Source organism: Acrocarpospora corrugata, assembly GCF_009687845.1.
GTDB classification, from domain to species: Bacteria; Actinomycetota; Actinomycetes; order Streptosporangiales; family Streptosporangiaceae; genus Acrocarpospora; species Acrocarpospora corrugata.
The window spans coordinates 1-24,054 of sequence record NZ_BLAD01000073.1 but is presented as its reverse complement, the minus strand read 5'-3'; the positions used below and the strand labels follow the sequence as shown (position 1 = coordinate 24,054).

18 protein-coding genes are annotated in these 24,054 nt (G+C 72.5%); 10 read left to right on the top strand and 8 right to left on the bottom strand.

All coding sequences use genetic code 11. From position 1 onward, the window contains the following. The first annotated feature begins 93 nt into the window (after positions 1–93). The 6 genes from Acor_RS29095 (at position 94) to Acor_RS29070 (ending at position 10,442) form a co-directional block, all read left to right on the top strand. A complete protein-coding gene (locus Acor_RS29095; RefSeq protein ID WP_218034546.1) occupies positions 94–1,389 on the top strand; it encodes an adenylate/guanylate cyclase domain-containing protein in 1,296 nt (431 codons plus the stop codon). After that, positions 1,389–2,108 carry an ABC transporter ATP-binding protein gene (locus Acor_RS29090; RefSeq protein ID WP_155339956.1) on the top strand — a complete coding sequence of 240 codons (720 nt, stop codon included), beginning with the start codon at positions 1,389–1,391 and terminating at the stop codon, positions 2,106–2,108. Before Acor_RS29095 ends, Acor_RS29090 begins: the two co-directional genes overlap by 1 nt. Before the next feature lie 8 nt (positions 2,109–2,116). Further along, complete coding sequence (locus Acor_RS29085) at positions 2,117–4,546, top strand: ABC transporter permease (protein WP_155339955.1); 2,430 nt, start codon at positions 2,117–2,119, stop codon at positions 4,544–4,546. Positions 4,547–4,632: 86 nt separating this feature from the next. After that, complete coding sequence (locus Acor_RS29080; RefSeq protein ID WP_155339954.1) at positions 4,633–7,017, top strand: ABC transporter permease; 2,385 nt, start codon at positions 4,633–4,635, stop codon at positions 7,015–7,017. Between the two features lie 5 nt (positions 7,018–7,022). Continuing rightward, positions 7,023–8,987 carry a sensor histidine kinase gene (locus Acor_RS29075; protein ID WP_155339953.1) on the top strand — a complete coding sequence of 655 codons (1,965 nt, stop codon included), beginning with the start codon at positions 7,023–7,025 and terminating at the stop codon, positions 8,985–8,987. 36 nt (positions 8,988–9,023) lie between these two features. Beyond that, positions 9,024–10,442 carry a phytoene desaturase family protein gene (locus tag Acor_RS29070; RefSeq protein ID WP_218034545.1) on the top strand — a complete coding sequence of 473 codons (1,419 nt, stop codon included), beginning with the start codon at positions 9,024–9,026 and terminating at the stop codon, positions 10,440–10,442. Here Acor_RS29070 and Acor_RS29065 read toward each other — a convergent pair. From Acor_RS29065 to Acor_RS29040, 6 genes are all read right to left on the bottom strand, one after another. Beyond that, entirely contained in the window at positions 10,410–10,718 is a 309-nt protein-coding gene (locus tag Acor_RS29065; protein ID WP_281353274.1) for a putative Ig domain-containing protein, read from the bottom strand. The genes Acor_RS29070 and Acor_RS29065 overlap by 33 nt on opposite strands. 121 nt (positions 10,719–10,839) lie before the next feature. After that, the gene (locus Acor_RS29060; RefSeq protein ID WP_155339950.1) at positions 10,840–11,214 is read right to left on the bottom strand and encodes a response regulator; all 375 of its coding nucleotides are present in this window, start codon (positions 11,212–11,214) and stop codon (positions 10,840–10,842) included. A 41-nt stretch (positions 11,215–11,255) separates the two neighbouring features. Beyond that, on the bottom strand, positions 11,256–11,924 hold the full coding sequence (locus Acor_RS29055; protein ID WP_155339949.1) for a response regulator transcription factor: 669 nt from the start codon (positions 11,922–11,924) through the stop codon (positions 11,256–11,258). A gap of 19 nt (positions 11,925–11,943) precedes the next feature. Then, on the bottom strand, positions 11,944–13,017 hold the full coding sequence (locus Acor_RS29050) for a threonine aldolase family protein (RefSeq protein ID WP_155339948.1): 1,074 nt from the start codon (positions 13,015–13,017) through the stop codon (positions 11,944–11,946). Next, positions 13,014–13,667, bottom strand: coding sequence for an SDR family NAD(P)-dependent oxidoreductase (locus tag Acor_RS29045; protein ID WP_155339947.1), 654 nt, complete (start codon positions 13,665–13,667; stop codon positions 13,014–13,016). The genes Acor_RS29050 and Acor_RS29045 overlap by 4 nt, the downstream gene beginning before the upstream one ends. Continuing rightward, positions 13,667–15,715: a DUF6421 family protein gene (locus Acor_RS29040; RefSeq protein ID WP_155339946.1), complete on the bottom strand. Its 2,049-nt coding sequence runs from the start codon at positions 15,713–15,715 to the stop codon at positions 13,667–13,669. The genes Acor_RS29045 and Acor_RS29040 overlap by 1 nt, the downstream gene beginning before the upstream one ends. A 165-nt stretch (positions 15,716–15,880) precedes the next feature. Here Acor_RS29040 and Acor_RS29035 point away from each other — a divergent pair, with 165 nt between their 5' ends. Further along, entirely contained in the window at positions 15,881–16,594 is a 714-nt protein-coding gene (locus tag Acor_RS29035; protein ID WP_246239260.1) for a hypothetical protein, read from the top strand. Here the strand turns inward: Acor_RS29035 and Acor_RS29030 are convergent. Together Acor_RS29030 and Acor_RS29025 are read right to left on the bottom strand one after the other, a co-directional pair. Next, a complete protein-coding gene (locus Acor_RS29030; RefSeq protein ID WP_155339945.1) occupies positions 16,534–17,196 on the bottom strand; it encodes a response regulator in 663 nt (220 codons plus the stop codon). The two genes, Acor_RS29035 and Acor_RS29030, sit on opposite strands and share 61 nt — an antisense overlap. Further along, positions 17,193–18,329, bottom strand: coding sequence for a sensor histidine kinase (locus Acor_RS29025; RefSeq protein WP_155339944.1), 1,137 nt, complete (start codon positions 18,327–18,329; stop codon positions 17,193–17,195). Before Acor_RS29025 ends, Acor_RS29030 begins: the two co-directional genes overlap by 4 nt. Positions 18,330–18,573: 244 nt before the next feature. Here Acor_RS29025 and Acor_RS29020 point away from each other — a divergent pair, with 244 nt between their 5' ends. The 3 genes from Acor_RS29020 to Acor_RS45610 form a co-directional block, all read left to right on the top strand. Then, on the top strand, positions 18,574–20,022 hold the full coding sequence (locus Acor_RS29020; protein WP_155339943.1) for a hypothetical protein: 1,449 nt from the start codon (positions 18,574–18,576) through the stop codon (positions 20,020–20,022). After that, on the top strand, positions 20,019–21,719 hold the full coding sequence (locus tag Acor_RS29015; RefSeq protein ID WP_155339942.1) for a serine/threonine-protein kinase: 1,701 nt from the start codon (positions 20,019–20,021) through the stop codon (positions 21,717–21,719). Before Acor_RS29020 ends, Acor_RS29015 begins: the two co-directional genes overlap by 4 nt. Before the next feature lie 28 nt (positions 21,720–21,747). Continuing rightward, a partial coding sequence (locus Acor_RS45610) for a hydantoinase/oxoprolinase family protein (protein WP_155339941.1) occupies positions 21,748–24,054 on the top strand: 2,307 nt, incomplete at its 3' end.

Here is a 24,054-nt window from a genome sequence, read left to right as displayed (position 1 = left end):
AAAGGCGGGGAAGCCGGGCAAGGGCGGTAACCACCGGTCAACAGGGGGCTAACCCTCTATCCCCGGTTCGCCTCGGTGGTGGACATTCAAGGCGTGGACCGCATCACAGTGCTACTCGCCGACGACAACCTGATCGTCCGGGAGGGTGTGCGCGCGCTGCTCCGCCGGGACCTCGCCCTGGAGGTGGTCGGCGTCGCCGCCGACTACGACGAGCTGGTCGGGCGGGCGCTGGAGTTGCGCCCTCAGGTGCTGGTGACCGATATCCGGATGCCGCCGACGTACCAGGACGAGGGCATCGACGCGGCCAGGGAGGTGCGCGGGCGGCTGCCCGGCACCGGCGTGGTGGTGCTCAGCCAGTACGACGACCCCGACTACGCGGTCAAACTCCTGGCCGAGGGCGCGGACGGGTACGCGTACCTGCTCAAGGACCGGGTCGCCGACGCCAGGCTGCTGGGCCGGGCGATCCGCGAGGTGGCGGCGGGCGGCTCCATGATCGACCCGCAGATCGTCCAGGACCTGCTCTCCCCCGCGCGCTCCTCCGAGCTCACCCCGGTCGAGGAGAAGCTGCTCAGGCAGGTCGCCGAGGGCCGCTCGGTGAAGGCCATCGCGGCCGCCGCCGAGGCCAGCCCCGAGTCCGTCAACGCGCTGGTCGAGCAGCTGTTCCTGAAGCTGGCCCGGGGCGCGTCGGCCGGGCGCAGGGGCGCGCTGAAGCGGCTGCGCATGCTGCACACCGCGATCCTGCGCCGGGACGAGCAGGGCGAGCGGCTGTCCCGGCTGCTGCCGCACGGCGTCGCCGACAAGCTGCTGGCCGACCGGATGGACCGGACCGAGCGGCTGACCGTCACCGTGCTCATGTCCGACGTGCGCGGCTACTCGGCGATCGCCGAGCACACCGACCCGGCCGTGCTGGCCGGGCAGCTGAACGGGCACCGCCGGGCCATGAACGCGGCCATCCTGAGCGAGGGCGGCACCGTCATGCAGTACGTCGGGGACGCGGTGATGGCCGTGTTCGGCGCGCCCGACCCGCGCCCGGGGCACGCCGGCTCCGCGGTGCTGGCCGCCCGCGCCATGCACCGCCGCCAGCACGCGCTCAACCAGGACTGGGCCGACGGCGGCCACACGCCGTTCCGGCTGGGCATCGGCCTGTGCACCGGCGAGGTGGCGGCGGCCCTGCTCGGCAGCGAGGAGCGGGTGGAGTACACGCTGGTCGGCGACACCGTGAACCTGGCCCAGCGGATGCAGGACATGGCCCGCCCGGCCGGCACCGTGGCGGCCGAGAACACCGTGCTGGCCGCGGCCGTCGCCTGGCCGTGGGCGCCGCTCGGGCCCCGGGCCGTCAAAGGCCGCTCCACCCCCGTGGTGGCATTCCATCTCCCGGAGGATTTCTGATGGCAACCGAACTGTCCGTGGACGCCCCCGCCCCCGACGGCGCCGAGGAGGCCCCGGCCGTCCGGATCCGCGGCGCCAGGCGGACCTTCGAGGCCGAGCTGGCCCCGGTCCGGGCGCTGCGCGGCGTCGACTTCGACGTGAGCCGGGGCGAGTTCGTCGCGGTGATGGGCCCGTCGGGCTGCGGCAAGTCCACCCTGCTCAACGTGATCGCCGGTCTGGACGGCGTGGACGACGGCACCATCGAGGTGGCGGGCGAGCGGGTGGACGGCCGGGACGAGGACTGGCTGGCCCGGTTCCGGCGGCACCACATCGGCTTCGTGTTCCAGTTCTTCAACCTGCTCGACGGGGTGTCCGCGCTGGACAACCTGGTGCTGCCGGGCGTGCTCGGCGGGATGAAGCGGCGCGCCGCCGAGGCCAGGGCCAGGGACCTGCTCGACCTGCTGGGCCTGGGCGACCGGCTGCAGCAGGTGCCCGCGGTGCTGTCCGGCGGGCAGCGGCAGCGGCTGGCCATCGCGCGGGCGCTGGTCAACCAGCCGAGCCTGCTGCTGGCCGACGAGCCCACCGGCGCTCTCGACTCCGAGGGCGGTCTGGAGGTGCTCGAACTGTTCCGGCGGCTGCACGAGGACGGGCAGACGATCATCATGGTCACCCACTCGCCCGAGGTGGCGGCCGGCGCGTCCCGCTCGATCCGGATGCGGGACGGCCGGGTGGAGAAGTGATCCGAGCGGTGACCCGACCAGGAACCCGGGCAGGGACCCGAGCGCTGACCCTGCATCGGGTCTGGCTCGGCCTGGAGGTGCGCCGCCGCTGGCGGTCGCTGGCGGTGCTGGCCCTGCTGATCGCCTTCGTCACCGGGACCGTGCTCGCGGCGGCGGCGGGGGCCCGCCGCGGCGCGTCCGCGTACCAGCGGCTGCTGGTCGGAACGCTCCCGGCCGACATCGTGGTGCTGCCCAACCAGCCGGACTTCGACTGGGACCGGATCAGGGCGCTGCCCGAGGTGGCGGCTGTGTCGACCTTCGTGGTGGGCGGCTTCGACGTCAAGACGGACAAGCCCGGCATCTACGCCAGCTTCCCGCCCGGCGACGCCGAGGTGTTCCGGACGGTCGAGCGCCCGGTGCTGCTCGCGGGCCGGCTGTTCGATCCGGCCCGCGAGGACGAGGTCGTCGTCTCGGCCGGATACCCGGCGCTGGCCGGCGAGGGCGTCGGGAGCCGCGTGACGCTCCAACTGCCCACGGTCGAGGAGACCTCGGGCGGCATCAACCCGATGGCGACGGGACTGCGCGGGCCGACGATCGAGGCGCGGGTCGTCGGGGTGGTCAGGTCGCCCTGGTTCACCGACCCGCTCGGCAGCGGCTTCGTCGTCGGCTCGCCCGCCCTCTTCGCGAAATATGCCGACAATTTCCTGGGGTCGCCGCACGTCGGCTACGTCAACGCCCTGGTCCGCCTGAACGGCGGCGACGCTACGATCCCCGCCTTCAAGGCGGCCCTCGCCCGGGTCACCGGCCAGCAGAACATCGACGTGTGGCGGCGCTCGGACACGACCGCGCACTACGACCAGGTCCTCGGCTTCGAGGCCGCCGCCCTGCTCGCCTTCGCCGTGGCCGCGCTGGCCGCCGCGACCGTGCTGGTCGGCCAGTCCGTCGCCAGGTACGCCACCGCCACCGTGGCCGAACTCGACAGCCTGCGCTCGATGGGCCTGACCCGGCGGCGCGCGGCGGCCATCGCGGCCATGGGCCCGGCCCTGGCCGCGGTCGCCGGGGCGGTCGCCGGGTGCTTCGCGGCCTACCTGTCCTCGGCCTGGCTGCCGATCGGCACCGCCGCCCAGTTCGAGCCCGCGCCCGGCCTCCGCCTGGACCCGCCGGTCCTGCTCGGCGGCGGGCTGGCCGCGATCGCGCTGGTCACGGTGGCCGCCTGGACGACCGCCTGGCTCGCCCTGCACCTGAACCCGGCCAGGCGGCCGGTCCGGTCCGCCATCGTTACCGCCGCCAAACGGCTCGGGCTGCCGGTGCCGGTCATCGTCGGGGCCAGGTTCGCGCTGGAGCGCGGACGCGGCCCGGCGGCCTTGCCGGTCCGGCCGGCTCTGCTCGGCTCGGTGACCGGCGTGCTCGGCGTGCTGGCCGCCTTCACCTTCGCCGGCGGCGTCGCCGACGCCGCCGTCAACCCCGCCAGGTACGGCCAGACCTACCACGCCTTCGCCTTCTTCGGCCTGGGCGGCCAGAGCACCCCCGCCACCGGCGCGGTCGTCGCCGCGGTCGCCGCCGACCCGGACGTGCGCTCGATCACCGAGGCCAAGGTCGGCGTCGCCCAGGCCGGCGACGACATCTCCGTCACCCTGTACGGCTACCGCTCCCCCGGCGCCCCCATCGACCAGGTCGTGGTGTCCGGCCGGATCCCGCGCACGCCCGACGAGGCCCTGCTCGGCGTGTCCACCGCCCGGCGGCTGAACGTGGAGGTGGGGGAGACCGTGACGCTCACCGGGCCGAGGGGGCGGCAGCCGTACCGGGTGACCGGAATCGGCTTCGTGCCGACCGGGTCGCACAACGAGTACGACGACGGCGGCGTGATCTCCTTCGACGGCTTCGACCGGCTCTTCGACTCCTACAAGTTCCACCTCGCCCTGATCGCCTTCGGCGCGGACGCCGACCCGGAGATCGTCCTCACCCGGCTGAAGGCGACCGCGTCCGCCATCCCCGGCGGCGGCGACGTGGACCTGGAGGCCCCGGAACCGCCCGCCAAGCTGATGGAGATCCAGAACGTCCAGCCGCTCCCCATGGTCCTGGCCGGATTCCTGGCCCTGCTCGCCGTCGGCGCGGTCGGCCACGCGCTGGCCACCGCGGTCCGGCGCAGGCGGCACGAGGTGGCGGTGCTGCGCGCGCTGGGCATGACCCGGCCGCAGACCCGGGTCATCGTGCTCGCCCAGGCCACCCTGCTCGCCCTGGTCGGCCTGGCCTTCGGCATCCCGCTGGGCTTCGCGTTCGGCCGGGTGCTGTGGCGGGTGGTGGCCGACTCGACGCCGCTGTTCTACCAGCCGCCGCTGGCCCTGTGGGCGCTGCTGCTGGTCGGCCCCGCCGCGTTGCTCGTCGCCAATCTGCTGGCCGCCTGGCCGGCCCACCTGCACACCCGGCCGCGCGTGGCCCACGTCCTGCGGGCGGAGTGAGACCGGTGACCGCGCTGTGGCTGCGCCTGGAAGCCCGCCGGGCCACGCGACTTCCGGTCGGCATGATTCTGAGAGTGGAGTAGGGCATGTCCGGGATTTGGCTCAGGCTTGAGGTGCGGCGGCGGTGGCGGTCGCTGGTGGTGCTGGCGTTGCTGATCGCGTTCGCGGCCGGGACGGTGCTGGCGGCGGTGGCGGGGGCGCGGCGCGGCGCGTCGGCGATCGATCGCCTGACGGTGGTGACGCTGCCGTTCGACGCGGTGGTGCTGCCGCAGGTGCCGGGGTTCGACTGGGACCGGGTCCGCGGGCTGCCGTCGGTGGCGGCGGTGATGACCTTCCCGCTCTCGCCCGGGTACGAGTTCGAGGATCCGAAGGGGGTGCGCCCTGAGCTGCCGATCCCCGGGGACGGGAACGTCTGGACGACGATCGAGAAGCCGGTCGTGCTGGCGGGGCGGCTGCCCGACCCCGGCCGGGCGGACGAAGCGGTGATCCTGCCGAAGTTCGAGGAGACGTGGGGCCGGGGGGTCGGCGACACCGTCACCGTCCGGCTGACGGCGCCGGAGGCGGTCGACGCGGTGATGGACGCGGGGCCGGGCGGCGACGTGCCCTTCACCGGGCCGAGGGTGATCGCGCGGATCGTGGGGGTGATCCGCTCTCCGTGGTTCTCCGACCACATCACGGGCAGCGGCGACGTCATCTTCGGCCCCGGCCTTATCACGAAATATCGGGCGAACATGGTCGGGCACAAGGAGCTGGTGCCGTTCAACGCCCTGGTCCGCCTGCACGACGGCGCGGCGGGGCTGGCCGCCTTCAAGGGTGAACTGGCGGCGGCCGAGGGCCGGTCCAGCATCGACGTGTGGCCGGCCGAGGACATGAAGACCCGCGAGCAGGACTTCGTGGCCTTCCAGTCGCTGACGCTGCTCGCCTTCGGCCTGGCCGCGCTGGCGGCGGCGCTGATCCTGATCGGCCAGTCGGTCTCCCGGTACACCGCCGCCACCGCCGCCGACCTGATCCGGCTGCGCGCGGTCGGGATGACCACCCGGCAGGGCGTCGGCAACGCCTCGCTGGCCCCGGTGCTGGCCGCCGCCGCGGGCGCGGTGCTCGGCGTCGGGGTGGCGTACGCGGCCTCGTACTGGATGCCGCTCGGCGGGGCGGCCCTGCTGGAACCCGACCCGGGCCTCGACTTCGACGCGCTGGTCCTGATCCCGGGGGCGCTGGCCGTCCCGGTGCTGGTCGCGCTGGCGGCGGCGGTGTCCGCGACGTCGGCGCTGGGCGGCTTCGGCGTGCGCCCGGCCCGCCGGTCGGCCGTGGCCGCGCTGGCCGCGCGGGCGAACCTGCCGGTGCCCGCCGTGGTCGGCACCCGCTTCGCGCTGGAGCCAGGCCGGGGCCGCGGCTCCGTCCCGGTCCGGCCGGCCCTGCTCGGCACGGTCACCGGCGTGTTCGGCGTGCTGGCGGCCTTCACCTTCGCGGCCGGCGTCACCGACGCGGGCGAGCGCCCGGAGCGTTTCGGCCAGACCTCCCAGGCCGGGGTCTACCTGGCCGCCAACGGCAAGGTCCCCGCCGACGACGCGGTCCGCCGGGCGCTCGCCGCCAGCCCCGACGTGACCGGGGTCACCGACGACGTGATCGGCGTGGCCCAGTCCGGCCGGACCGCCGTCGCCCTGCACACCTTCGACCAGGGCGAGAAGGCGCTGCCCGTCGTCCTCAGCGAGGGCCGCCTCCCCCGCGGCGACCGCGAGGTCATGCTGGCCGTGGGCACGGCCCGGCTGCTCGGCGCGGACGTCGGCGACCGGCTCCCGCTCACCGGCGACCCCGGCCGGGACACCTTCCGGGTGACCGGCCTCGGCTTCGTGCCGGAGGGCGCGCACAACGACTACTTCGAGGGCGGCCTGGTCACCAAGGCCGGATTCGACGTGCTCTTCGACACCTTCAAGTTCCACTCGGTCCTGTACGCCGTACGCCCCGGCGTCGACCCGGCATCCCTGATGCCGACCGTCACCCAGGTCCGCGGCGGCGAGTTCGCCGGCTACGAGCCCGCCGCGCCGCTGATCCAGCTGGCCCAGATCCAGGACATGTCCGTCCTGCCGGTCGTCCTGGCCGGTTTCCTGGCGCTGCTGGCGATCGGCGCGGTCGGGCACGTGCTGGCCACCGCCGTCCGCCGCCGAAGCCACGAGGTGGCCGTGATGCGCGCGCTCGGCCTGACCCGCCGCCAGGCCCGCTGGATCGTCGCCGTCCAGGCGTCGGTGCTGGCCGCGATCGGGCTACTGTTCGGGATACCGCTGGGGGTGGCGTCCGGCCGCACGCTGTGGCGGCTGGTCGCGGACACCTGGCCGTTCGCCTACCACCCGCCGGTGGCGTTCTGGGCGCTGCTGGTGATCGCCCCGGTGTCGCTGCTCACCGCCAACCTGCTGGCCGCGTGGCCCGGACGGTTCGCCGCCCGGCTCAGGGTCGGCCACGTCCTGCGAGCGGAGTGATCCAGATGACCCGTGCTCTCGCGCTCTGGCTGGGCGGCACGGCGGCCGTCGCCGCGCTCGGCGTCGGCCTCTGGGACGGCACCAACGTGGCCGGAGCCGTCGTCGCGGCCGGCTGGGCGGTCACCGCCGCCGGCTGCCTGGTGGTCGGCCGCCCGGCGGTGGCCCGGTGGGCGGTCCTGGTGGCGGTGCTCCAGACCGCCGCCGCCGTCTGGACCACCGCCGTGCCGGTGGCCATGGCGGGCTGGCTGGCCTTCGCGCTCGCCCTGCCCGACGGGGAGCTGCGCAGCATCCCCCGCCGCTCGGTGGCCGCGCTGGCCGCCGTGCTCGGCGTCGGGCTCGCCGTGCTGACCGGACCGCCGAGCCTGTCCGGGCTGGCTGCCGTGCTGGCCGCCGCGACCGGGGCCACCGGCATCATCCTGCGCTGCGGCCAGGCCTCGCCCCGGCAGCGGGCGGCCCTGCAGTGGACCGGCGCGGCCCTGCTGCTCGCCGGTTCGGCCGGGGCCACCCTGATCGGCCTCTACCTGCTGCTCGGGGTGCCGGCCAACCCGCTCACCTGGCTGGTCGCCGCGCTGGTGGTGGTCCCGGTGGGCGCCCTGCTCGGCCACCTGCCGTCCACCGCCCACGTCGGCGACAAGGCGCTGCTGGAAGCCGTGGTCACGGCCGGGTTCACCGTCATGATCGCCAGCGTGTACCTGGTGGTGGTGCTCGGCCTGGGCCGCATCCCGGACGCCACCGAACGCGATCTGCTGGTCTCCAGCATGGCCGCCGCCCTGGTGGTGGCGGTGCTCGCCTTCCCGCTCCGGGTCCGGCTGCTGGCCACCGCCCGCGCCATCACCGGCCGGGGCGGGGTGCCGCCGGAGGAGGTGCTGGCCACCTTCGGCGCCCGGATGAGCCGCGCCGTCCCGTTCGACGAGCTGCTGCTCCAGCTGGCCGAGTCGCTCAAGGCGGCGATGGCCCCCGCCGGGGCGGAGATCTGGGTCGGCTCCGGCGGCGTGCTGCACCGCACGCTCAGCGTGCCCGACCTGCCCACCGCCCGGCTGGAGCTGAATGAGCGGGAACGCGTCGTGGTCGGCAGGACCCGGGTCGGCGGCGCGTCCTGGCTGGCCGTCTGGATGCCGGGCCTGCTGGCCGACGGCGGCGGCGGCCCGATCCGGGTGGCCCCGGCCGCGCACCTGGGCGAATTGCTCGGCCTGATCGTGGTCCGCCGCCCGGTGGACGCGCCGCCGTTCTCCGAGGCCGACGACCAGGTGCTGGTCCAGCTCGGCCGCCAGGTCGGCCTGGCCCTGCACAACATGCGCCTGGACTCCGCGCTGCAGGCCTCGCTGGACGAGCTGCGCCGCCGCAACGAGGAGCTGCAGGCGTCCCGGCTGCGCATCGTCACCGCCGCCGACGCCGCCCGCCGCGCCATCGAGCGGGACCTGCACGACGGCGCGCAGCAGCACCTGGTCGCGCTGTCGGTCAAGCTCAGCCTGGCCGGGGAGATCATCGCCGAGGAACCCGGCTCCACCGACAACCTGTTCGACGAGCTCCGCGCCGACGTGCAGGGCACCATCGCGGCCCTGCGCGAGCTGGCCCACGGCGTCTACCCGCCGCTGCTCCGCAACCACGGCCTCGACCACGCCCTCCGGTCGGCGGCCCGCCGCTCCTCGCTGCCCTGCTCGGTCAGCGTCGAGCTGCCCCGCCGCTACTCGGAGGAGATCGAGGCCGCGGTCTACTTCTGCTGCCTGGAGGCCATCCAGAACGCCGGGAAGCACGCGGGCGCGGACGCGGCGATCACCGTCCACCTGGAGGCCACCGGGACGGTCCTGCGCTTCGAGGTCGCCGACGACGGCACCGGCTTCGCCGCCGGGGACGCCGGCCACGGCTTCGTCAACATGCGGGACCGGCTCGGCGCCATCGGCGGCAGCCTCACCGTGGAGTCGGAACTGGGCGCGGGCACCCGGATCCGCGGCGAGATCCCGTGCGAATGACGTTTCACCAGATCAGCCGCGTGAATGGAAGAGACCATGAGTGAGTACGACGCGATCGTCGTCGGATCGGGGCCGAACGGCCTGGTGGCGGCGCTGACGATGGCCGAGGCGGGCCGCCGGGTGCTGCTGCTTGAGGGCGCGGAGACCTTCGGCGGGGGGCTGCGCAGCGCGGAGCTGACGCTGCCCGGGTTCACGCACGACGTGTGCGCGACCGTGCTCCCGCTGTCGCTGGCCTCACCGGCGCTGCGCGACCGGCTGCCCGACCTGGCGGTGGAGTTCGCGTACCCGGAGGTGTCGGCGGCGCATCCGCTCGACGACGGGCCCGCCGTGCTGATCCACCGCGACCCGGCCGAGACCGCGGCCGCGCTCGGCCAGGACGGGCGGGCCTGGCAGGCCACCGTGGGCGCGACCGCGCGGGCCGGCTTCCCGCTGATCGACACGCTGCTGTCGCCGCTGGGCCCGCCCAAGGCCCCCGTCGCCGCTTTGCGCTACGGCGCGCTCGCCGCGCTGCCGGCCACCGTCCTGGCCAGGTCCCTGTTCCGTACGGCTCCCGCCCGCGCCGCCTTCGCCGGAATGGCCGCGCACGCGATGCTGGACCTGCGCCACCCCATCACCGGCGGGTACGGCCTGCTGCTGGCCGCGATGGCGCACTCGGTGGGCTGGCCGGTGGTCAGGGGCGGCTCCCAGGTGATGGCCGACCTGATGGTCGAGCGTCTCCGCAAACTGGGCGCGGAGACCGTCTCCGGCCACCGGGTCACCTCGCTCCGCGAGCTCCCCCCGGCCGGGACCGTCCTGCTGGACCTGACCCCCCGCCAGTTCCTCGCCGTCGCCGACCTGCCGCCCGGCTACGCCCGCCGCCTGTCCCGCTTCCGCCAGGGCCCCGGCGTCTTCAAGGTCGACTGGGCGCTGGACGGCCCGGTCCCGTGGCGCGATCCCCGGATCTCGGCCGCCGCCACCGTGCACCTGGGCGGCACCCTGGCGGAGATCGCCGCCAGCGAGACCGCCACCGCGAACGGCAGGATCGCCGCAAACCCGTACGTGCTGGTGGTCCAGCCGTGCGTCGCCGATCCCACCCGGGCCCCCGAGGGCCGGCAGACGCTGTGGGCGTACTGCCATGTCCCGAACGGCTCCGACCACGACATGACCTCGCACATCGAAGCCCAGATCGAACGGTTCGCCCCCGGCTTCCGGGATCGGGTCCTGGCCCGCCACGTCATGTCCCCCGCCGCGATGGAGTCGCACAACCCCAACTACGTCGGCGGTGACATCGGCGGCGGCTCCGCCGAAATCACCCAGTTCTTCGGCCGCCCCGTGCACGCGCTCAAGCCCTGGCGGACCCCGCTCGACGGCGTCTACCTCTGCTCGTCGAGCACGCCGCCGGGCGCGGGCGTGCACGGCATGGGCGGCCACCACGCGGCCACGCTAGCCCTCAGGGACCGCCGTCACCGGCGCTGACAGATGCCGGCAGCGCTTGTTGCCCAGGTCGGCGCAGGCCAGGTAGGTGCTCACCCGTACGGTCCCCGCGGCGCAGGCTCCCTCGCTGTCGCAGACCTTGACGGGGACGTCGTAGACGCCTTCGGGCATGGCGGCCGCGGACAGCTGCCCGGTGCCGCCCAGGGTGAGGCCGGGCGGCAGCTTGGCCGGGTCGGTCACCGTGTAGGTGAGCGGCCCGCCGTCCACGTCGGCGGCCGGGATCGACGCGCCCAGCGGCTCGCCCTCGGGAGCGAAGATCGCGATGTTCTCGACGGCCGGCCGATATCAAGATCGTCAGATTTCAGTCAACCCGTGGAACCATCGGACACGGCCCAATGGCAGATGTTTGCCGGGTTCATGACATTCACAAACGTCGCGATCAGATCGGCACGAGCGCGCGCAGCCGGGCCGGCGTCAGGTTCTCCTTGCGGATGTAGCCGGTGGCCCCGCAGGTGTGCGCGTCCGGCGGCAGGTCCTCCGCCGCGTACGTGGAGACCAGCACCACGGTGGTGTCCGGATGGTCGGCGAGGATGCGCCGGGTCGCCTCGATCCCGTTGATACCCGGCAGGTTGATGTCCATCAGAATCACGGTGGGGCGGGTGCGGGCCACCTCGGCGAGGGCGTCCTCACCGGAGACGGCCTCGGCGACCACCCGCCACCCGGCGACGAGGGCGACGAGTCGGCGTGCGGCTGCTCGAAACGGTCCCTGGTCGTCGACGATCAGTACGTTCACGCGTACTTCGACAGGCCCCATGCTGTCCAGCCTGCCCCATCGGGCACACCCTGGTCAGGGTGTTATCCCCCCTGTTCGGCGAGGTAGACCAGCACGGCCAGGACCCGCCGGTTGACCTCGGGGGTGGCTTCCAGGCCGAGTTTCGCGAACAGCACGCTGATGTGCTTCTCCACCGACTTCTCGCTCAGGTAGAGGGTCTCCCCCACCGCCGCGTTGCTCTTGCCCTGCGCGATCTGCCCGAGCACGTCGCGTTCGCGCGGGGTCAGCGCGCCCAGCGGGGACGCCCGCCGCTTCATCGAGTCGGCGAGGATGCCCTCGACCACGATCGGGTCGATGATCGACCCGCCCTTGGCGACCGCGCGGACGGCCTCCACCAGCTGGCCGGGCTCGCCGACGCGCTCCTTCAGCAGGTAGGCGCGGCCCGAGCTGCCGGCCGCCAGCAGCATGGTCGCGTACGACGGCTCGGCGTACTGGGATAGCACCACGACGCCGACGGCCGGGCGGCCGGCGCGCAGCATGGTCGCGGCCTGGATGCCCTCGTCGGTGGAGGTCGGCGGCATCCGGACGTCGGTGACGACCACGTCGGGCTCGTGGAGTTCGACGGCCGCGAGCAGTTCGGGCAGGTCGGCGCAGGCGGCCACCACCTCGAGCTCCGGATCGCGGGAGAGCACGCGTTCGACGCCCTCCCGGATCAGCAGCGAGTCCTCCGCGATCACTACCCGCAACGTCACGCGCCGCAGCTTACACCGGCTATCCCGTCCCGAGTTCGGCGGCGATGGCCGCCGCGAAAGCGTCCACGTCCGCCTCGGTGGTGTCGAACCCGCACATCCAGCGAACCTCGCCGGTGTCGGCGTTCCAGGTGTAGAACCGGTAGTGCTCACGCAGCCGGTCCGCCGCCGCGGCGGGCAGCCGGGCGAAGACCGCGTTGGCCTGGACGACCTGGCTGACCTCGACCCCGTCGATGCCGTGCACGGCCGCCGCCAGCCGCCGCGCCATCGAGTTGGCCTGCCGGGCGTTGCGCAGCCACAGATCCCCGGCCAGCAGCGCCTCGAACTGCACCGACACGAACCGCATCTTGGAGGCCAGCTGCATGCTGGTCTTCCGCAGGTAGGCCAGCCCGTGCGCGGCCGCCGGGTTGAGCACCACCACGGCCTCGCCGAACAGCAGGCCGATCTTGGTGCCGCCGAAGGAGAGCAGGTCCACGCCAGCGTCGGTGGTGAGCGCCCGGAGCGGCACGTCCAGGGCGGCGGCCGCGTTGGTGATCCGGGAGCCGTCCAGGTGCACGAGCAGGCCGAGCTGGTGCGCGTGCTCGCAGACGGCCTTGATCTCGTCGGGGGTGTAGAGGGTGCCCAGCTCGGTGGCGTTGGAGATGGAGACCACCTTGGGCTGGGCCCGGTGCACGTCGCCGAAGCCCCACGCCTGCCGGTCGACCAGGGCGGGCGTGAGCTTGCCGTCGGGGGTGGCCACGGGCAGCAGCTTCAGCCCGGCCACCACCTCGGGCGCGCCGCCCTCGTCGACGTTGATGTGCGCGGTCTCGGCGCAGACGACCGCCTCCCAGGGCGCGCACATGGCGCGCAGCGAGACCACGTTGGCGGCGGTGCCGTTGAAGACCGGCCAGACCTGGGCCTGCTCGCCGAAGTGCGCCTGGAAGATCCGCTGGACCGCCTCGGTGTAGACGTCGTCGCCGTAGGCGACCTGGTGGCCGCCGTTGGCGAGCGCGATGGCGGCCAGGACCTCCGGGTGCACCCCGGCGTAGTTGTCGCTGGCGAAGCTCGTCACGGCCGGGTCGTGACGCCGGATCGCGTCGGTGCGCACGTGAATCATCCCGTCAGATCGATGCGGCGGCCGTTGACCTCGGCGGCCGGCCGGCTCCACAGGTCGGTGAGGGCGGTGGCGAGGTCGGCTACGTCGGTGAAGCCCTTGAACGCCCGGCCGGGGTCGGCGGCGCGCATCGCGTCGTGCACGAGCGCCGTCACCACCAGCACGGCGGCGGCCGAAGAGCCGCCCTTGAGCGCGTCGGCGAAGGCCAGCGTCCACGCCTCGGCGGCGGCCTTGGCGCTGGCGTAGGCCGCGTTGCCCTGGGTGGGGTGCTGCGCGGCCTTGGCGGAGACGATCGCGAACCGGCCGTCCTCGGAGGCCCGCAGCAGCGGCTCGAAGGCCAGCGTCACGTGCTGGAGCGTGCGGATCAGCAGGTCGTGCAGGAACGCCCAGTCCGCCAGTGAGGTCTCGGCGAAGGTCTTCGACCCGCGCCAGCCGCCGACCAGGTGGATGAGGCCGTCCACCCGCCCGTGCTCGGTCTTGATCCGCTCGGCCAGCTGCTGGACGGCCGCCTGGTCGAGCAGGTCCACCGGCAGCGATCCGTCCGCGCCCGACCGGTCCACGCCGATCACGGTGTCGCCCTGCGCGGCGAACCGCCGTACCACGGCCTGACCGGCCGGACCGCCCGCACCGGCGATGAGAATGACCCGCGGCATCAGCGCACACCCTTCGTGGATTCGACGACATCGGTGAGCTTACGGCGCAGCGCCTCGTAGAACATGCTCAGCGGGAACTCGTCGGAGAGCACCGCGTCCACCATGGCCTTCTGCTCCGCCGGCAGATCCCGCGCGGCCCACTTGGAGGCCGGGTGCGGCGCCACGTAGGCGGCGACCAGGTCGTGGGCGGCCAGCCAGTGAGCCAGCTTGGACCGGTCGATCCCGTCCCGGTACAGCTTCTCCACCTCGCCGCGCAGGTCGGCGACGCCGCCGGCGACCCTGGGCCAGTCGACGCTGAGCCGGTTGTCGGTCCACCGCACGATGTCGTTGCGATGCAGGTACGCGAAGAGCAGCTGCCCGCCGAGCCCGTCGTAGTTGCGCACCCGGTCGCCGGTGATCGGGAACCGGAACAGCCGGTCGAACAGGATCGCGTACTGCACATACCCGGCCTGCGGCACGCCCTCGGCCTCCAGCCGCACGGCCTCGCCGAACGCGGTCAGGTCGCAGCGCAGCTCCTCCAGCGAGTACAGCCAGTACGGCATCCGCTGCTTGATCATGAACGGATCGAACGGCAGATCACCATGGGAGTGGGTCCGATCATGGATCAGATCCCACAGCGTGAACGCGTCCTGAGCCAGCTCACGCGAGGCCACCAGCCGGGCCGCGTCCGGCGGCAGCGCCAGCTTCAGCGTCTCGGCGGCGGCCGAGGTGACGGCCCGGAACCGGGCGGCCTCCCGGTCGCAGAAGATGGCGCCCCAGGTGAACCTGGCCGGCGTCGCCCGGACGGCGACCGTCTCCGGGAACAGCACGGCCGAGTTGGTGTCGTAGCCGGCGGTGAAGTCCACGAACGTGATCGGCACGAACATCGGGTTGTCGTACCGCCCGGCCTCGACCCCGGCCAGCCAGTCCGGCCAGACCGTCCTGATCCAGACGGCCTCCAGGTTGCGGTTCGGGTTGCCGTTCTGGGTGTACATGGGGAACACCACCAGGTGCTCCAGGCCGTCCACGCGCTGCTCGTCGGGGTGGAAGGCGTCCAGCGAGTCCAGGAAGTCCGGCACGCCGAGCCCGTCGTCGGCCCACTTCCCGAGGTCGGCCACGACGGCGTTCAGGTAGGCGGCGTCGTGCGGGAACCTCGGCGCCAGCGCCACAACATGACCGGAAATCTCCGACACGAGCCGCGCGGCCTGGGCCTGGTCGCCCGCGATCGAGCCGTCCTTGGCCTGGAGCGGCCGCAGCTCCTCGACGGCCTCCTTGAGCGCGGCGAACTCGGCGGGCACGGGATCGGCCGCACGGGCCGACGCGGGCGCCCGGGCCGCCCAGGTGACCAGGTTCACCCACAGCCGGGCATGGTCGAACTCCCCGATCGAGTCGTCGCCGAACAGGTCGGAATCGGCCAGCACGACGACCCGCCCGGCCCCGTGCCGCACGGCCACCGCCAGCGGCTCCCCCGCCGGATCCGCGTCCGCCGAGGTCCGGAACAGCACGTCCCCGGCCCCGGTCAGCACCCCGGCCCGGTAGAAGCACGCCTGCCCGGCCCCCGCGAGCAGATCGGCCCCGGCCACCTCCCGGGCGGCCGCAACCCCGCGCACCCAGGACGCCACCTGGTTGTGGCTGTGCCGTGGATCCTGGACGGTCAGGTGGGCGACCCCCACGCCGAACCTGGCCAGCAGGTCGCCGAGGTTGCTGCCGTACTTCTCCTGCTCGTGCTCGGCCAGCACCACCAGGCCGCCGCCGGCCCGCACGTACTCCTCGATCGCGTCCAGTTCCTCGACCGGGAAGACCGGGCTGCCGAGGCCCGTGGTGCGCTCCCAGCGCTCCTGGGACGGGTGCGCGATCACGAACACGTCCTGCCCGGCCAGCGCGGAGGCCGTCAGCGGGCCCCCGGTGTGCGCGGCCACCCGGTGACCCAGCCGCCGCAGGTGCTCCGCCGCCCTGGTGTAGCCGTTGTCGTCCGGATGACCGGGGTTCATGGCCTCCGCCCGTTCCCTGCGGATCGTCCAGGCCTCGCTGTGCGCCTCGTCGAACAACACCCGGGGGAAACCAGTCATGAAATATCTCCCGTCAGATACGCGATATCACGAAAAATATACACAACAACCCCCTTGTAGCCACAAGTCGCCCTCGCGGGGGACGGCCAGTCACCCGTATGGCGGACGTACCCACCGAGGCCCCGCGCGTAGCGTCCGCCGCGACAAACCACACCCGAGGGGGAAATGATGTTCAAACTCAGCGATTCCGTCAGATTCCGCAGGTCCGCGACCGGTCTCCTGCTGATCGTGGCCCCGCTGCTCCAGTTGATCGCCATGCTCGTGGACCCCGGCACCTGGGGCGACGACCGGGAGAGCGTCAGCTACGGCGACAACCCGGCGCTGGCGCAGCTCCAGTCCGTGCTCTACCACTGGTCCTGGATCCTGCTGCCGGTGGCGATCATCGGCGTGCTGCACGTGGCCCGCAGGCGCGGCGCCGTGCTCGGCCACATCGGCGGCGCGTTCTCCGTGCTGGGCTTCCTGGCACTGTCCGGGATGCTCATGATCGATCCGGTGGAGTGGTACCTGGGCCAGCGCAACACCCCGGACCAGGCCGCGAAGATCTTCGACGAGATCTTCAACCTGCCGGGCATCGTCTTCGGCTTCCAGATGCCGTGGATCTTCCTCGGCCCGATCGGCGCCGGCCTGGTGGTCTTCGCCCTGCGCCGCGCCGGATTCGCCCCCTGGTGGGTGGTCGGCACCATCCTGCTCGGCTGGTGGATCGGCTTCCTCATCCCGTACGGCCCGGTGCTGATCCCCTTCTGGGCCGCCCCCGTGGCCGGCTTCGGCTACCTGGGCGTCAAGGTCCTGAAGATGACCGACGCCGAGTGGATCTCCTACTACCCGAGCGCCGCCCCCGGCGTCACCACGCCCGACTCGTACGCGAAGACCACCGCCTGAGCCCGGTCCCGCAGGCTCAGCTTCATCAGCACCCGCGCCACATGGGTCTTGACCGTGGCCTCCCCGACGAAGAGCTCCCCCGCGATCTCGGCGTTGGTGAGGCCACGCGCCAGCATCCGCAGCACCTCCAGCTCGCGCGGGGTCAGCTCGGACAGCTGCGGCGGCCGGACCGGGTCGTGCCGCCCGGCGAAGGAGGCGATCACCCGGGTGGTCACGGCGGGGTCGAGCAGGCCGTCCCCGGCGGCCACCACCCGGATCGCCTCCAGCAGCTGCTCCGGCGGCGACACCTTGAGCAGGAACCCGCTGGTCCCGGCGCGGAGCGCGGCGTACAGGTTCTCGTCGGTGTCAAACGTGGTGAGCATGATGATCTTCGGAGGGTGCGGCGTGTCCAGCAGCTGCTTGGCGGCCGACAGGCCGTCCAGCCGGGGCATCGAGATGTCCATCAGCACGACGTCGGGCCGGACCCGGCGGGCCAGCGCGACCGCCTCGACGCCGTCGCCGGCCTCGCCCACCACTTCCATGCCGGGCTCGGTCTCCACCACCATGCGCAGCCCGGCCCTGATCATCGCCTGGTCGTCGGCGAGCACGATCCTGATGCTCATACCAGCACCACTCCCTGCGAGGTGGGCAGCACCGCGCGGACCCGGAAGCCGCCGCCGGGCAGCGGGCCCGCGTCCAGGGTGCCGCCGAACAGTTCGGCCCGCTCCCGCATGCCGATCAGGCCGTTGCCGGTGGACAGCTGGGACTCGGCGCCGTGGCCGTTGTCGGTCACCTCGATGGTGATCGAGAGCGGGTGGTAGGCGATCCGGATCCGGACGTCGGCCTCGCCCGCGTACTTGACCGCGTTGGTGAGCGCCTCCTGGACGATCCGGTAGGCGGACAGGTCGAGGCCGGGCGCGAGCCGTACCTGCTCGCCCTCGATGGCGAGGGTGACCCGCAGGCCCGAGTTGCGCACGGTGGCGATCAGGTTCTCGACCAGGTCGAGGCCTGGCTGCGGGAGGGCCTCGTCCTGGGGCATGCGGAGCGCGCCGAGCATGATCCGCAGCTCGTTGACGGCCTCCCGGCCGGCCTGCTCGATGCCGAGCAGGATCGGGTTCTCGCCGCCCTGGGTCCGGCGCAGCGCGCCCGCCTGCATGACCATCATGCTGACGCTGTGCGCGACCACGTCGTGCAGCTCCCTGGCGATCCGGTTGCGCTCGGCGGCCACCGCCTCGGCGGCCTTGCGCTCGCGTTCGACCTCCAGCCGGGCCGACTCCTCGGCCATCCGCTGCATCCGGACCAGGTAGCCGCGCAGGCCGAGCCCGGTCAGATACGCGAAGGAGAAAATGACTGTAAGGAAAATTACCTCGTCGATGGGCAGGATCCGGTGGTCGACGGCCCCGGAATCGAAGACGAGGATGCCCGCGAAGGCCCACAAACCGCCTGGTCGGAACGGCAGGTTCGCACCCAGGGTGTGGAAGACGATCAGCAGCGAGATGAGCTGGTGGTCCTGACAGGTCTCGTGACCTTGCCGGTGCCACACATACTGCATGAGTACGATGGCAATGAACACCACAACTGGCGACTTACTGCGGAATACCAGCAGAATCCCGGCGAGCAGCGCTTGAGGGATCCACCACAGCTGGGGGTTCTGGGCAGCGCCGTGGGCAGTCGCTGTGGTGAACGCCTCTACGACGCCGATCGCCGCCACGGCGGCGCCGATGAGGAGATCGACCTTGGAGATGCGGAGGGCCATGCAGGCAGATTAATCTGTCGGCGTCGTCAGGCGCAGCCGTCAATTGACCGGTTCAATCCGTTTACAAGTGTTTTGCAAGTACATGCTTGATCCTTGGCGGGTATCAACTGAATGTCGTCAGGGTGCGAGGCCTTGTCGGGCCCTCAGCGCACTGGGAGTCTGAAGACTGTTCCGATCCGAATAGGAGGCGGAGATGCCCCGCCTAGCGGTCATAGCGGGGCTCGGCGCCCTTGGCATGTTAAGCATGCCCATGCTGCACCCCCACCCCAGCGGCTCGACGGACCGGATCACACCGGGGGCCGTGCGGGTGGAGTCCGAGTCCCATGTCTCGATCACGCTGTTCGACGACCGCAGCCAACTGCAACAAGTCGTCCGAGAGTACGACACTCCACTCGCCGACGGGAGCGGTTTCACCGTTACGCCGGACGGAGTGATCGTGACCGCCACCTCCATCGTCCAGTCGGAGCGGGACGCCCGGGTCTACGCCGCCAACCGCGTCTTCGCCGAATACTTCAAGGTCAAGATCCCGGCCGACTTCGAGCGGCACACGATCTCCGACCCTGACCTCAACATCCGGCTCCAGGCCTGCTACCCGCCCAGGACTCAGAACTCCACCTGCAACGCGACCGTGAGCACGACGGTGACCGCGTACCCGTACCTGCAGCCGCCGCTGCCGGAGGGGCTAAAGGCCGAGATCCTGTACGCCGGCGACTCCCCGGTGGCCCCGGCCATCCTCAAGGTCGCCCCTGGCGGCAAGGGCGGGCTGCCGACCGTGCCGCTCGGCACCGTCCTGGGCACCGCCGTGGAGTCGATCGACGTCATGACGCTGGCAGGTCCGCCGTCCGCGAAGGCGCCGCCGAAGCTGGACACCGCGCACTTCGAGCCACCGGGCAGCCGCTCCTTCAAGAAGGAGGACCAGCCCAAGGTCGACAAGCTGGTGGCCGGTGGCGACTCGATCGGCGGGGCCGTCATCGACGACGGCAAGAGCGAGGTCGTCGGCCTGCTGGCCGGCGGCGGCAGCTTCCCCGCCACCGTGACCCCCGTGGAGGACATCAAGTCCGCCCTGGTCGCCGCCGGGGTGAGCGCGCGCCGCGGCCCGGTGGACGTGGTGTACGAGAGCGCCCTGGCCTCCTACCACAACAAGCTGTACGCGGCCTCGATCCCGGTGCTGCAGCGGGTGCTGACCCAGCGGCAGGACCACCCGGTCGCCATCGAATACCTGCGGATCGCGCAGAGCAAGGCGAACACGGGCGAGGACGCCGGCACCAAGAAGCCGAGTTCCGCGCCGGTGGCCAAGCAGAGCACGGGGCTGTCGCCCTGGGTCTGGGTGGCCGGCGGCGTGGTGCTGGTGGCGGCGCTGGTGGCGATCGCCGTACCGATGCTGCTGAAGCGGCGGCGCGGCGGGAACGGGTCCGGCGGTGAGCCGTCGCTGGACAACGCGGCGATGGTCACCTCGTGGCCGGCGCAGACCGAGATGTTCCACGGCGGAATCGGCACCCACCCGCCGATCCCGCACCAGCCACCGGGGTCCGACATGTCACCACCGCTCGGGCAGGCCCAGCTCGGGCAGCAGCCGATGCAGGTCCAGGTCGGCCAGATGGGCACGCAGAAGTTCTGCACCCAGTGCGGCATGCGGCTCGGGCACGCGCACCGGTTCTGCGGCTTCTGCGGCCACGCATCGGACATGCCATGAGCGACGGATCCCCGATTCCGGCCCTGGTCGGCCAGCAGCTGGGCGACTACACGATCGAGGCGGTCGTCGGCCGGGGCGGCATGGCCACCGTCTACCGGGCCCGCGACCAGCGGCTCGGGCGGGCGGTGGCGCTGAAGATCCTGGCGCCGCAGCTGGCCCACGACGCCCGGTTCCGGGACCGGTTCGTCCGCGAGTCCCGGCTGGTCGCCAGCATCGACCATCCGCACATCATCCCGATCTACGAGGCCAGCGAGAGCGAGGACCTGCTCTTCATCGCGATGCGCTACGTGGAGGGCAGCGACATGCGGCGGCTGGTGCAGTCCAACGGGCCGCTGCCGGTGGCCCGCGCCAACCGGCTGTTCGCCCAGATCGCCTCGGCGCTGGACGCGGCGCACGCCAACGGCCTGGTGCACCGGGACGTGAAGCCGGCCAACATCCTGGTGACCGAGTCCGACCACGTCTATCTGACCGACTTCGGGCTGACCAAGAGCGCCTCCGCGGAGGCGGGGCTGACCAGCCACGGCCACTTCATGGGGACGCCGCGATACGTCGCGCCCGAGCAGATCCGCGGGCTTCCGGTGGACGGGCGCAGCGACGGGTACGCCTTCGCGTGCGTCGTCTACGAGGCGCTCACGGGGCAGCCGCCGTTCCAGCGGGACACTGAGCTGGCGCTGCTTTATGCGCATGTGTCGCATGATCCGCCGCCGCTGACGCCGTACCGGCCGGATCTGCCGCATGGCGTGAACCAGGTGATGATGCGGGCGCTGGCCAAGTCGCCGGTGGACCGCTACCCGACCTGCACCGCGTTCGTGTCGGCGCTGCGAGACGCGATCAGCGGGACAGAGGGAGATCAGCCGAGTCAGGGGTCCGGGCGGGCCAGCTGGCCGCCGGCGGCGGGGACCCAGTCGTCGCCGTACTACCCGCAGCCGTCCTACCCGGGGCAGACATCGAATCCCCCTATGTCGTACCCGTCGGTGTCCTCTCATCCTTCGCATCCATCACAGATGTCATACCCGCAGACCCAGCACCCGTCGTATCCCACCTACGCGCCGCAGACCGTCGCGACCGTGAAGAAGAAGTTCCCGCTGGGCGCGGTGATCGGCGGGGTGACGGCGCTGAGCGTGGTCGCGGCGGCCATCGTGTACGTGGTGTCGCAGAGCGGGGGCGACTCGAACGCGCCCTGGAACACCTATCCGGGCAACGTGGCCGCGCCGTTCAAGTTCAGCTACCCGGGCACCTGGACGCTCAAGGAGTACACCGACCAGCACGTGACGGCCGCCGGCGCGGTGGAGGAGTTCGACGGGCTGTTCGCGGTGCCCGGGAACACGGACTGGAAAGCCGTGAACCCGATCATCCAGACGTCGCCGAACCGGGCCAGCGGGATGGTCGCGCAGACCACCGAGACGATCAGCACGGCCAACTCGACCGAGGACCTCCAGGCGGGGCTGCAGGCGACGCTGCCCGGCTCGGTGGCGATCCCGGGAGCGCCGGAGGCGACGTCTGTGGGCGGGCAGCCGGCGTTCAAGCTGACCGGGGTGCTTAGCGACGGGGTCGGGACCGGGCGGCTGGACTTCCGCACGTTCCTGGTGGCGCGGACGGGCCAGCCGTCGGCGCTGATCACGTTCTTCTGCCCGACGGCCCAGTGCGACGACAACCTGATCAACACGATCGTGAACAGCGTGGAGTTCACTGGCTAGACAAGCGCTTGCTTGGTACGCTGCGGGGGTGGCGTACGCGATCGGGATCGACGTCGGTGGCACGTTCACCGACGTCGTGCTCAACGGCGGCGCGATCACCGTCGCCAAGGTGCTGAGCACGCACGACGACCCCATCACCGGCATCGCGCGCGGCATCGCCGCCGTCCTGGACCGGGCCGGGGCCGCCCCCCGCGACATCACCAGGGTGGTGCACGCGACCACGCTCGCCACCAACGTGATCCTCGAACACCGCGGCCCCCGCGTCGGCTTCGTCACCACCCGCGGCTTCCGCGGCCTCATCCCCCTCGGCCGCTACGCCCGAGTCGAAGAGGACCGCTACGACCTGCGCTTCACCCCGCCCGCTCCCCCCGTCGCCCCCGAGGACTGCTTCGAAGTCCCCGAACGGGTGGGCCCCGCCGGCGAGATCCTCCAAGCCCTGGACGAGGCCGCGACCCGCGCGGTCGCCGCCGAGATCGCCCGCCGCGGCCTCACCTCCGTCGCCGTCTGCCTCCTGCACTCCTACGCCAACCCCGCCCACGAACACCGCGTCGCCGAGCTCCTCCGCGCCGCCGGCGTCCCCGCCGTCGTCACCTCCGCCGACACCTGGCCGGAACTCCGCGAGTACGAACGCGCCACCACCACGATCATGTCCGCCGTCGTCGGCCCCCTCATGGCCTCCTACCTGGTACGGCTCCGCGCCCGCCTGCACGACCTCGGCATCGACGCCCCCATCCACGTGATGGACTCCGGCGGCGGCGTCATGTCCGCCGAACTCGCCGCACGCAGAGCCGTCGCCACCATCGAGTCAGGCCCCGCGGCCGGCGCCCTCGCCGCCGCCCAGACCGGCCACCCCGAGATCATCTCCTTCGACATGGGCGGCACCACCGCCAAATCCTGCGTGATCAGAGACGGCCGCCCCGAGATCACCCGCGAATTCCACGTCGGCGGCAAAGGCAGCTTCGGCGGCCGCCGCGCCGGCACCGGCGTCCCCGTCCGCACCCCCGCCATCGACCTGGCCGAAGTCGGCGCCGGCGGCGGCAGCCTCGCCTGGCTCGACCCCGGCGGCACCCTCCGCGTCGGCCCCCGCTCCGCCGGCTCCGACCCCGGCCCCGCCTGCTACGCCCGCGGCGGCGACTCCCCCACCGTCACCGACGCCAACCTGGCCCTCGGCTACCTCGCCCGCGCCACCATCCCCCTGGACCACACCCTCGCCTGCAAAGCCCTCGACCGCCTGGCCATCCCCCTGGGCGTCTCCCGAACCGAACTCGCCCACGCCATCCACGACATCACCAACGCCGCCATGAGCTCCGCCGTCCACGTGGTAACCGTCCAACGCGGCCTCAACCCCCGCAACTTCACCCTCGTCGCCTTCGGCGGCGCCGGCCCCCTACACGCCGCCCGCGTCGCCGAACACTTCGGCATCACCACCGTCGTCATCCCCCCAAACTCCGGCGTAGCCTCCGCCGCCGGCCTCCTCACCGCCCCCCTCTCCACCACCCACGTCCTCACCCGCCTCAACGCCCCCGACCCCGAATCCCTCTTCACCACCCTCGAATCCGCCGCCACCGCTGACCTGGCCCATCCGAGCCCCACCCTGGAACGCTCGGTCTCGGTCAGATTCACCGGGCAGGCCCACGATCTCCTCATCCCCTGGGGCGCCGACCTCGCCAACCGCTTCGCCACGAAGTACCGCCAGGTGTACGGAATCGACCAGCACGGTCCGGTAGAAATCGTCAGCTATCACGTCCGCGCCACGGCTGCTCGCGAGGTGGCGGGTGGGGAATCGGTTGCGGTCGAATCAGCTGGGAGTGGCGTCGCCGGATATATCCCCACCGCGTATGACGTGGCCGGACCCGACGCGGCCGAAGCTAGCGCAGGCCAGGCTGATGCGGGAGCAGACCAGGCTGACGCAGCCGAACCCAACACGGGCGAAGCTGGTGCGTCCGAAGCCCACGCAGCCCACGCAGCCCACGCAGCCCACGCAGCCCACGCAGCCGAAGCTAGCGCAGCCGAACCCAACGCGGGCGAAGCTGGTGCGTCCGAGGCTGGCGCTGCCCACACTGGCGCAGCCGAACCCGACGCGGGCGAGCCTGGTGTGGGTCAGGCTGACGCAGCCGAATCCGGTGCGGCCAAGGTTGGCGTGGCCGAAGCAGGCGCAGCTCACCTCGGCGTAGCGAAAGTCGCTGCTGCCGAGGGTGGCTTGGTTTTGTCAGGCGAGCGCGAGCGTCAGCAAGGGCAGGTAGGCGAGACGGCCACGGCAAGGCCGGGAGGCTCGGTGGGTGGCCGCCGGGATGGCGGGGGCGGGCGGAGCCCGGAGGAGAACGAAGGGTGGGTG

Excerpts from the sequence above, each read along its gene's own strand:
- Acor_RS29020 (WP_155339943.1), top strand. The coding sequence starts at position 18,574 with ATGCCCATGCTGCACCCCCACCCCAGCGGCTCGACGGACCGGATCACA.
- Acor_RS29040 (WP_155339946.1), bottom strand. The coding sequence starts at position 15,715 with ATGACTGGTTTCCCCCGGGTGTTGTTCGACGAGGCGCACAGCGAGGCC.
- Acor_RS29045 (WP_155339947.1), bottom strand. The coding sequence starts at position 13,667 with ATGCCGCGGGTCATTCTCATCGCCGGTGCGGGCGGTCCGGCCGGTCAG.
- Acor_RS29050 (WP_155339948.1), bottom strand. The coding sequence starts at position 13,017 with ATGATTCACGTGCGCACCGACGCGATCCGGCGTCACGACCCGGCCGTG.
- Acor_RS29015 (WP_155339942.1), top strand. The coding sequence starts at position 20,019 with ATGAGCGACGGATCCCCGATTCCGGCCCTGGTCGGCCAGCAGCTGGGC.
- Acor_RS29030 (WP_155339945.1), bottom strand. The coding sequence starts at position 17,196 with ATGAGCATCAGGATCGTGCTCGCCGACGACCAGGCGATGATCAGGGCC.
- Acor_RS29060 (WP_155339950.1), bottom strand. The coding sequence starts at position 11,214 with ATGGGGCCTGTCGAAGTACGCGTGAACGTACTGATCGTCGACGACCAG.
- Acor_RS29090 (WP_155339956.1), top strand. The coding sequence starts at position 1,389 with ATGGCAACCGAACTGTCCGTGGACGCCCCCGCCCCCGACGGCGCCGAG.
- Acor_RS29075 (WP_155339953.1), top strand. The coding sequence starts at position 7,023 with ATGACCCGTGCTCTCGCGCTCTGGCTGGGCGGCACGGCGGCCGTCGCC.
- Acor_RS29035 (WP_246239260.1), top strand. The coding sequence starts at position 15,881 with ATGATGTTCAAACTCAGCGATTCCGTCAGATTCCGCAGGTCCGCGACC.
- Acor_RS29080 (WP_155339954.1), top strand. The coding sequence starts at position 4,633 with ATGTCCGGGATTTGGCTCAGGCTTGAGGTGCGGCGGCGGTGGCGGTCG.
- Acor_RS29070 (WP_218034545.1), top strand. The coding sequence starts at position 9,024 with ATGAGTGAGTACGACGCGATCGTCGTCGGATCGGGGCCGAACGGCCTG.
- Acor_RS29025 (WP_155339944.1), bottom strand. The coding sequence starts at position 18,329 with ATGGCCCTCCGCATCTCCAAGGTCGATCTCCTCATCGGCGCCGCCGTG.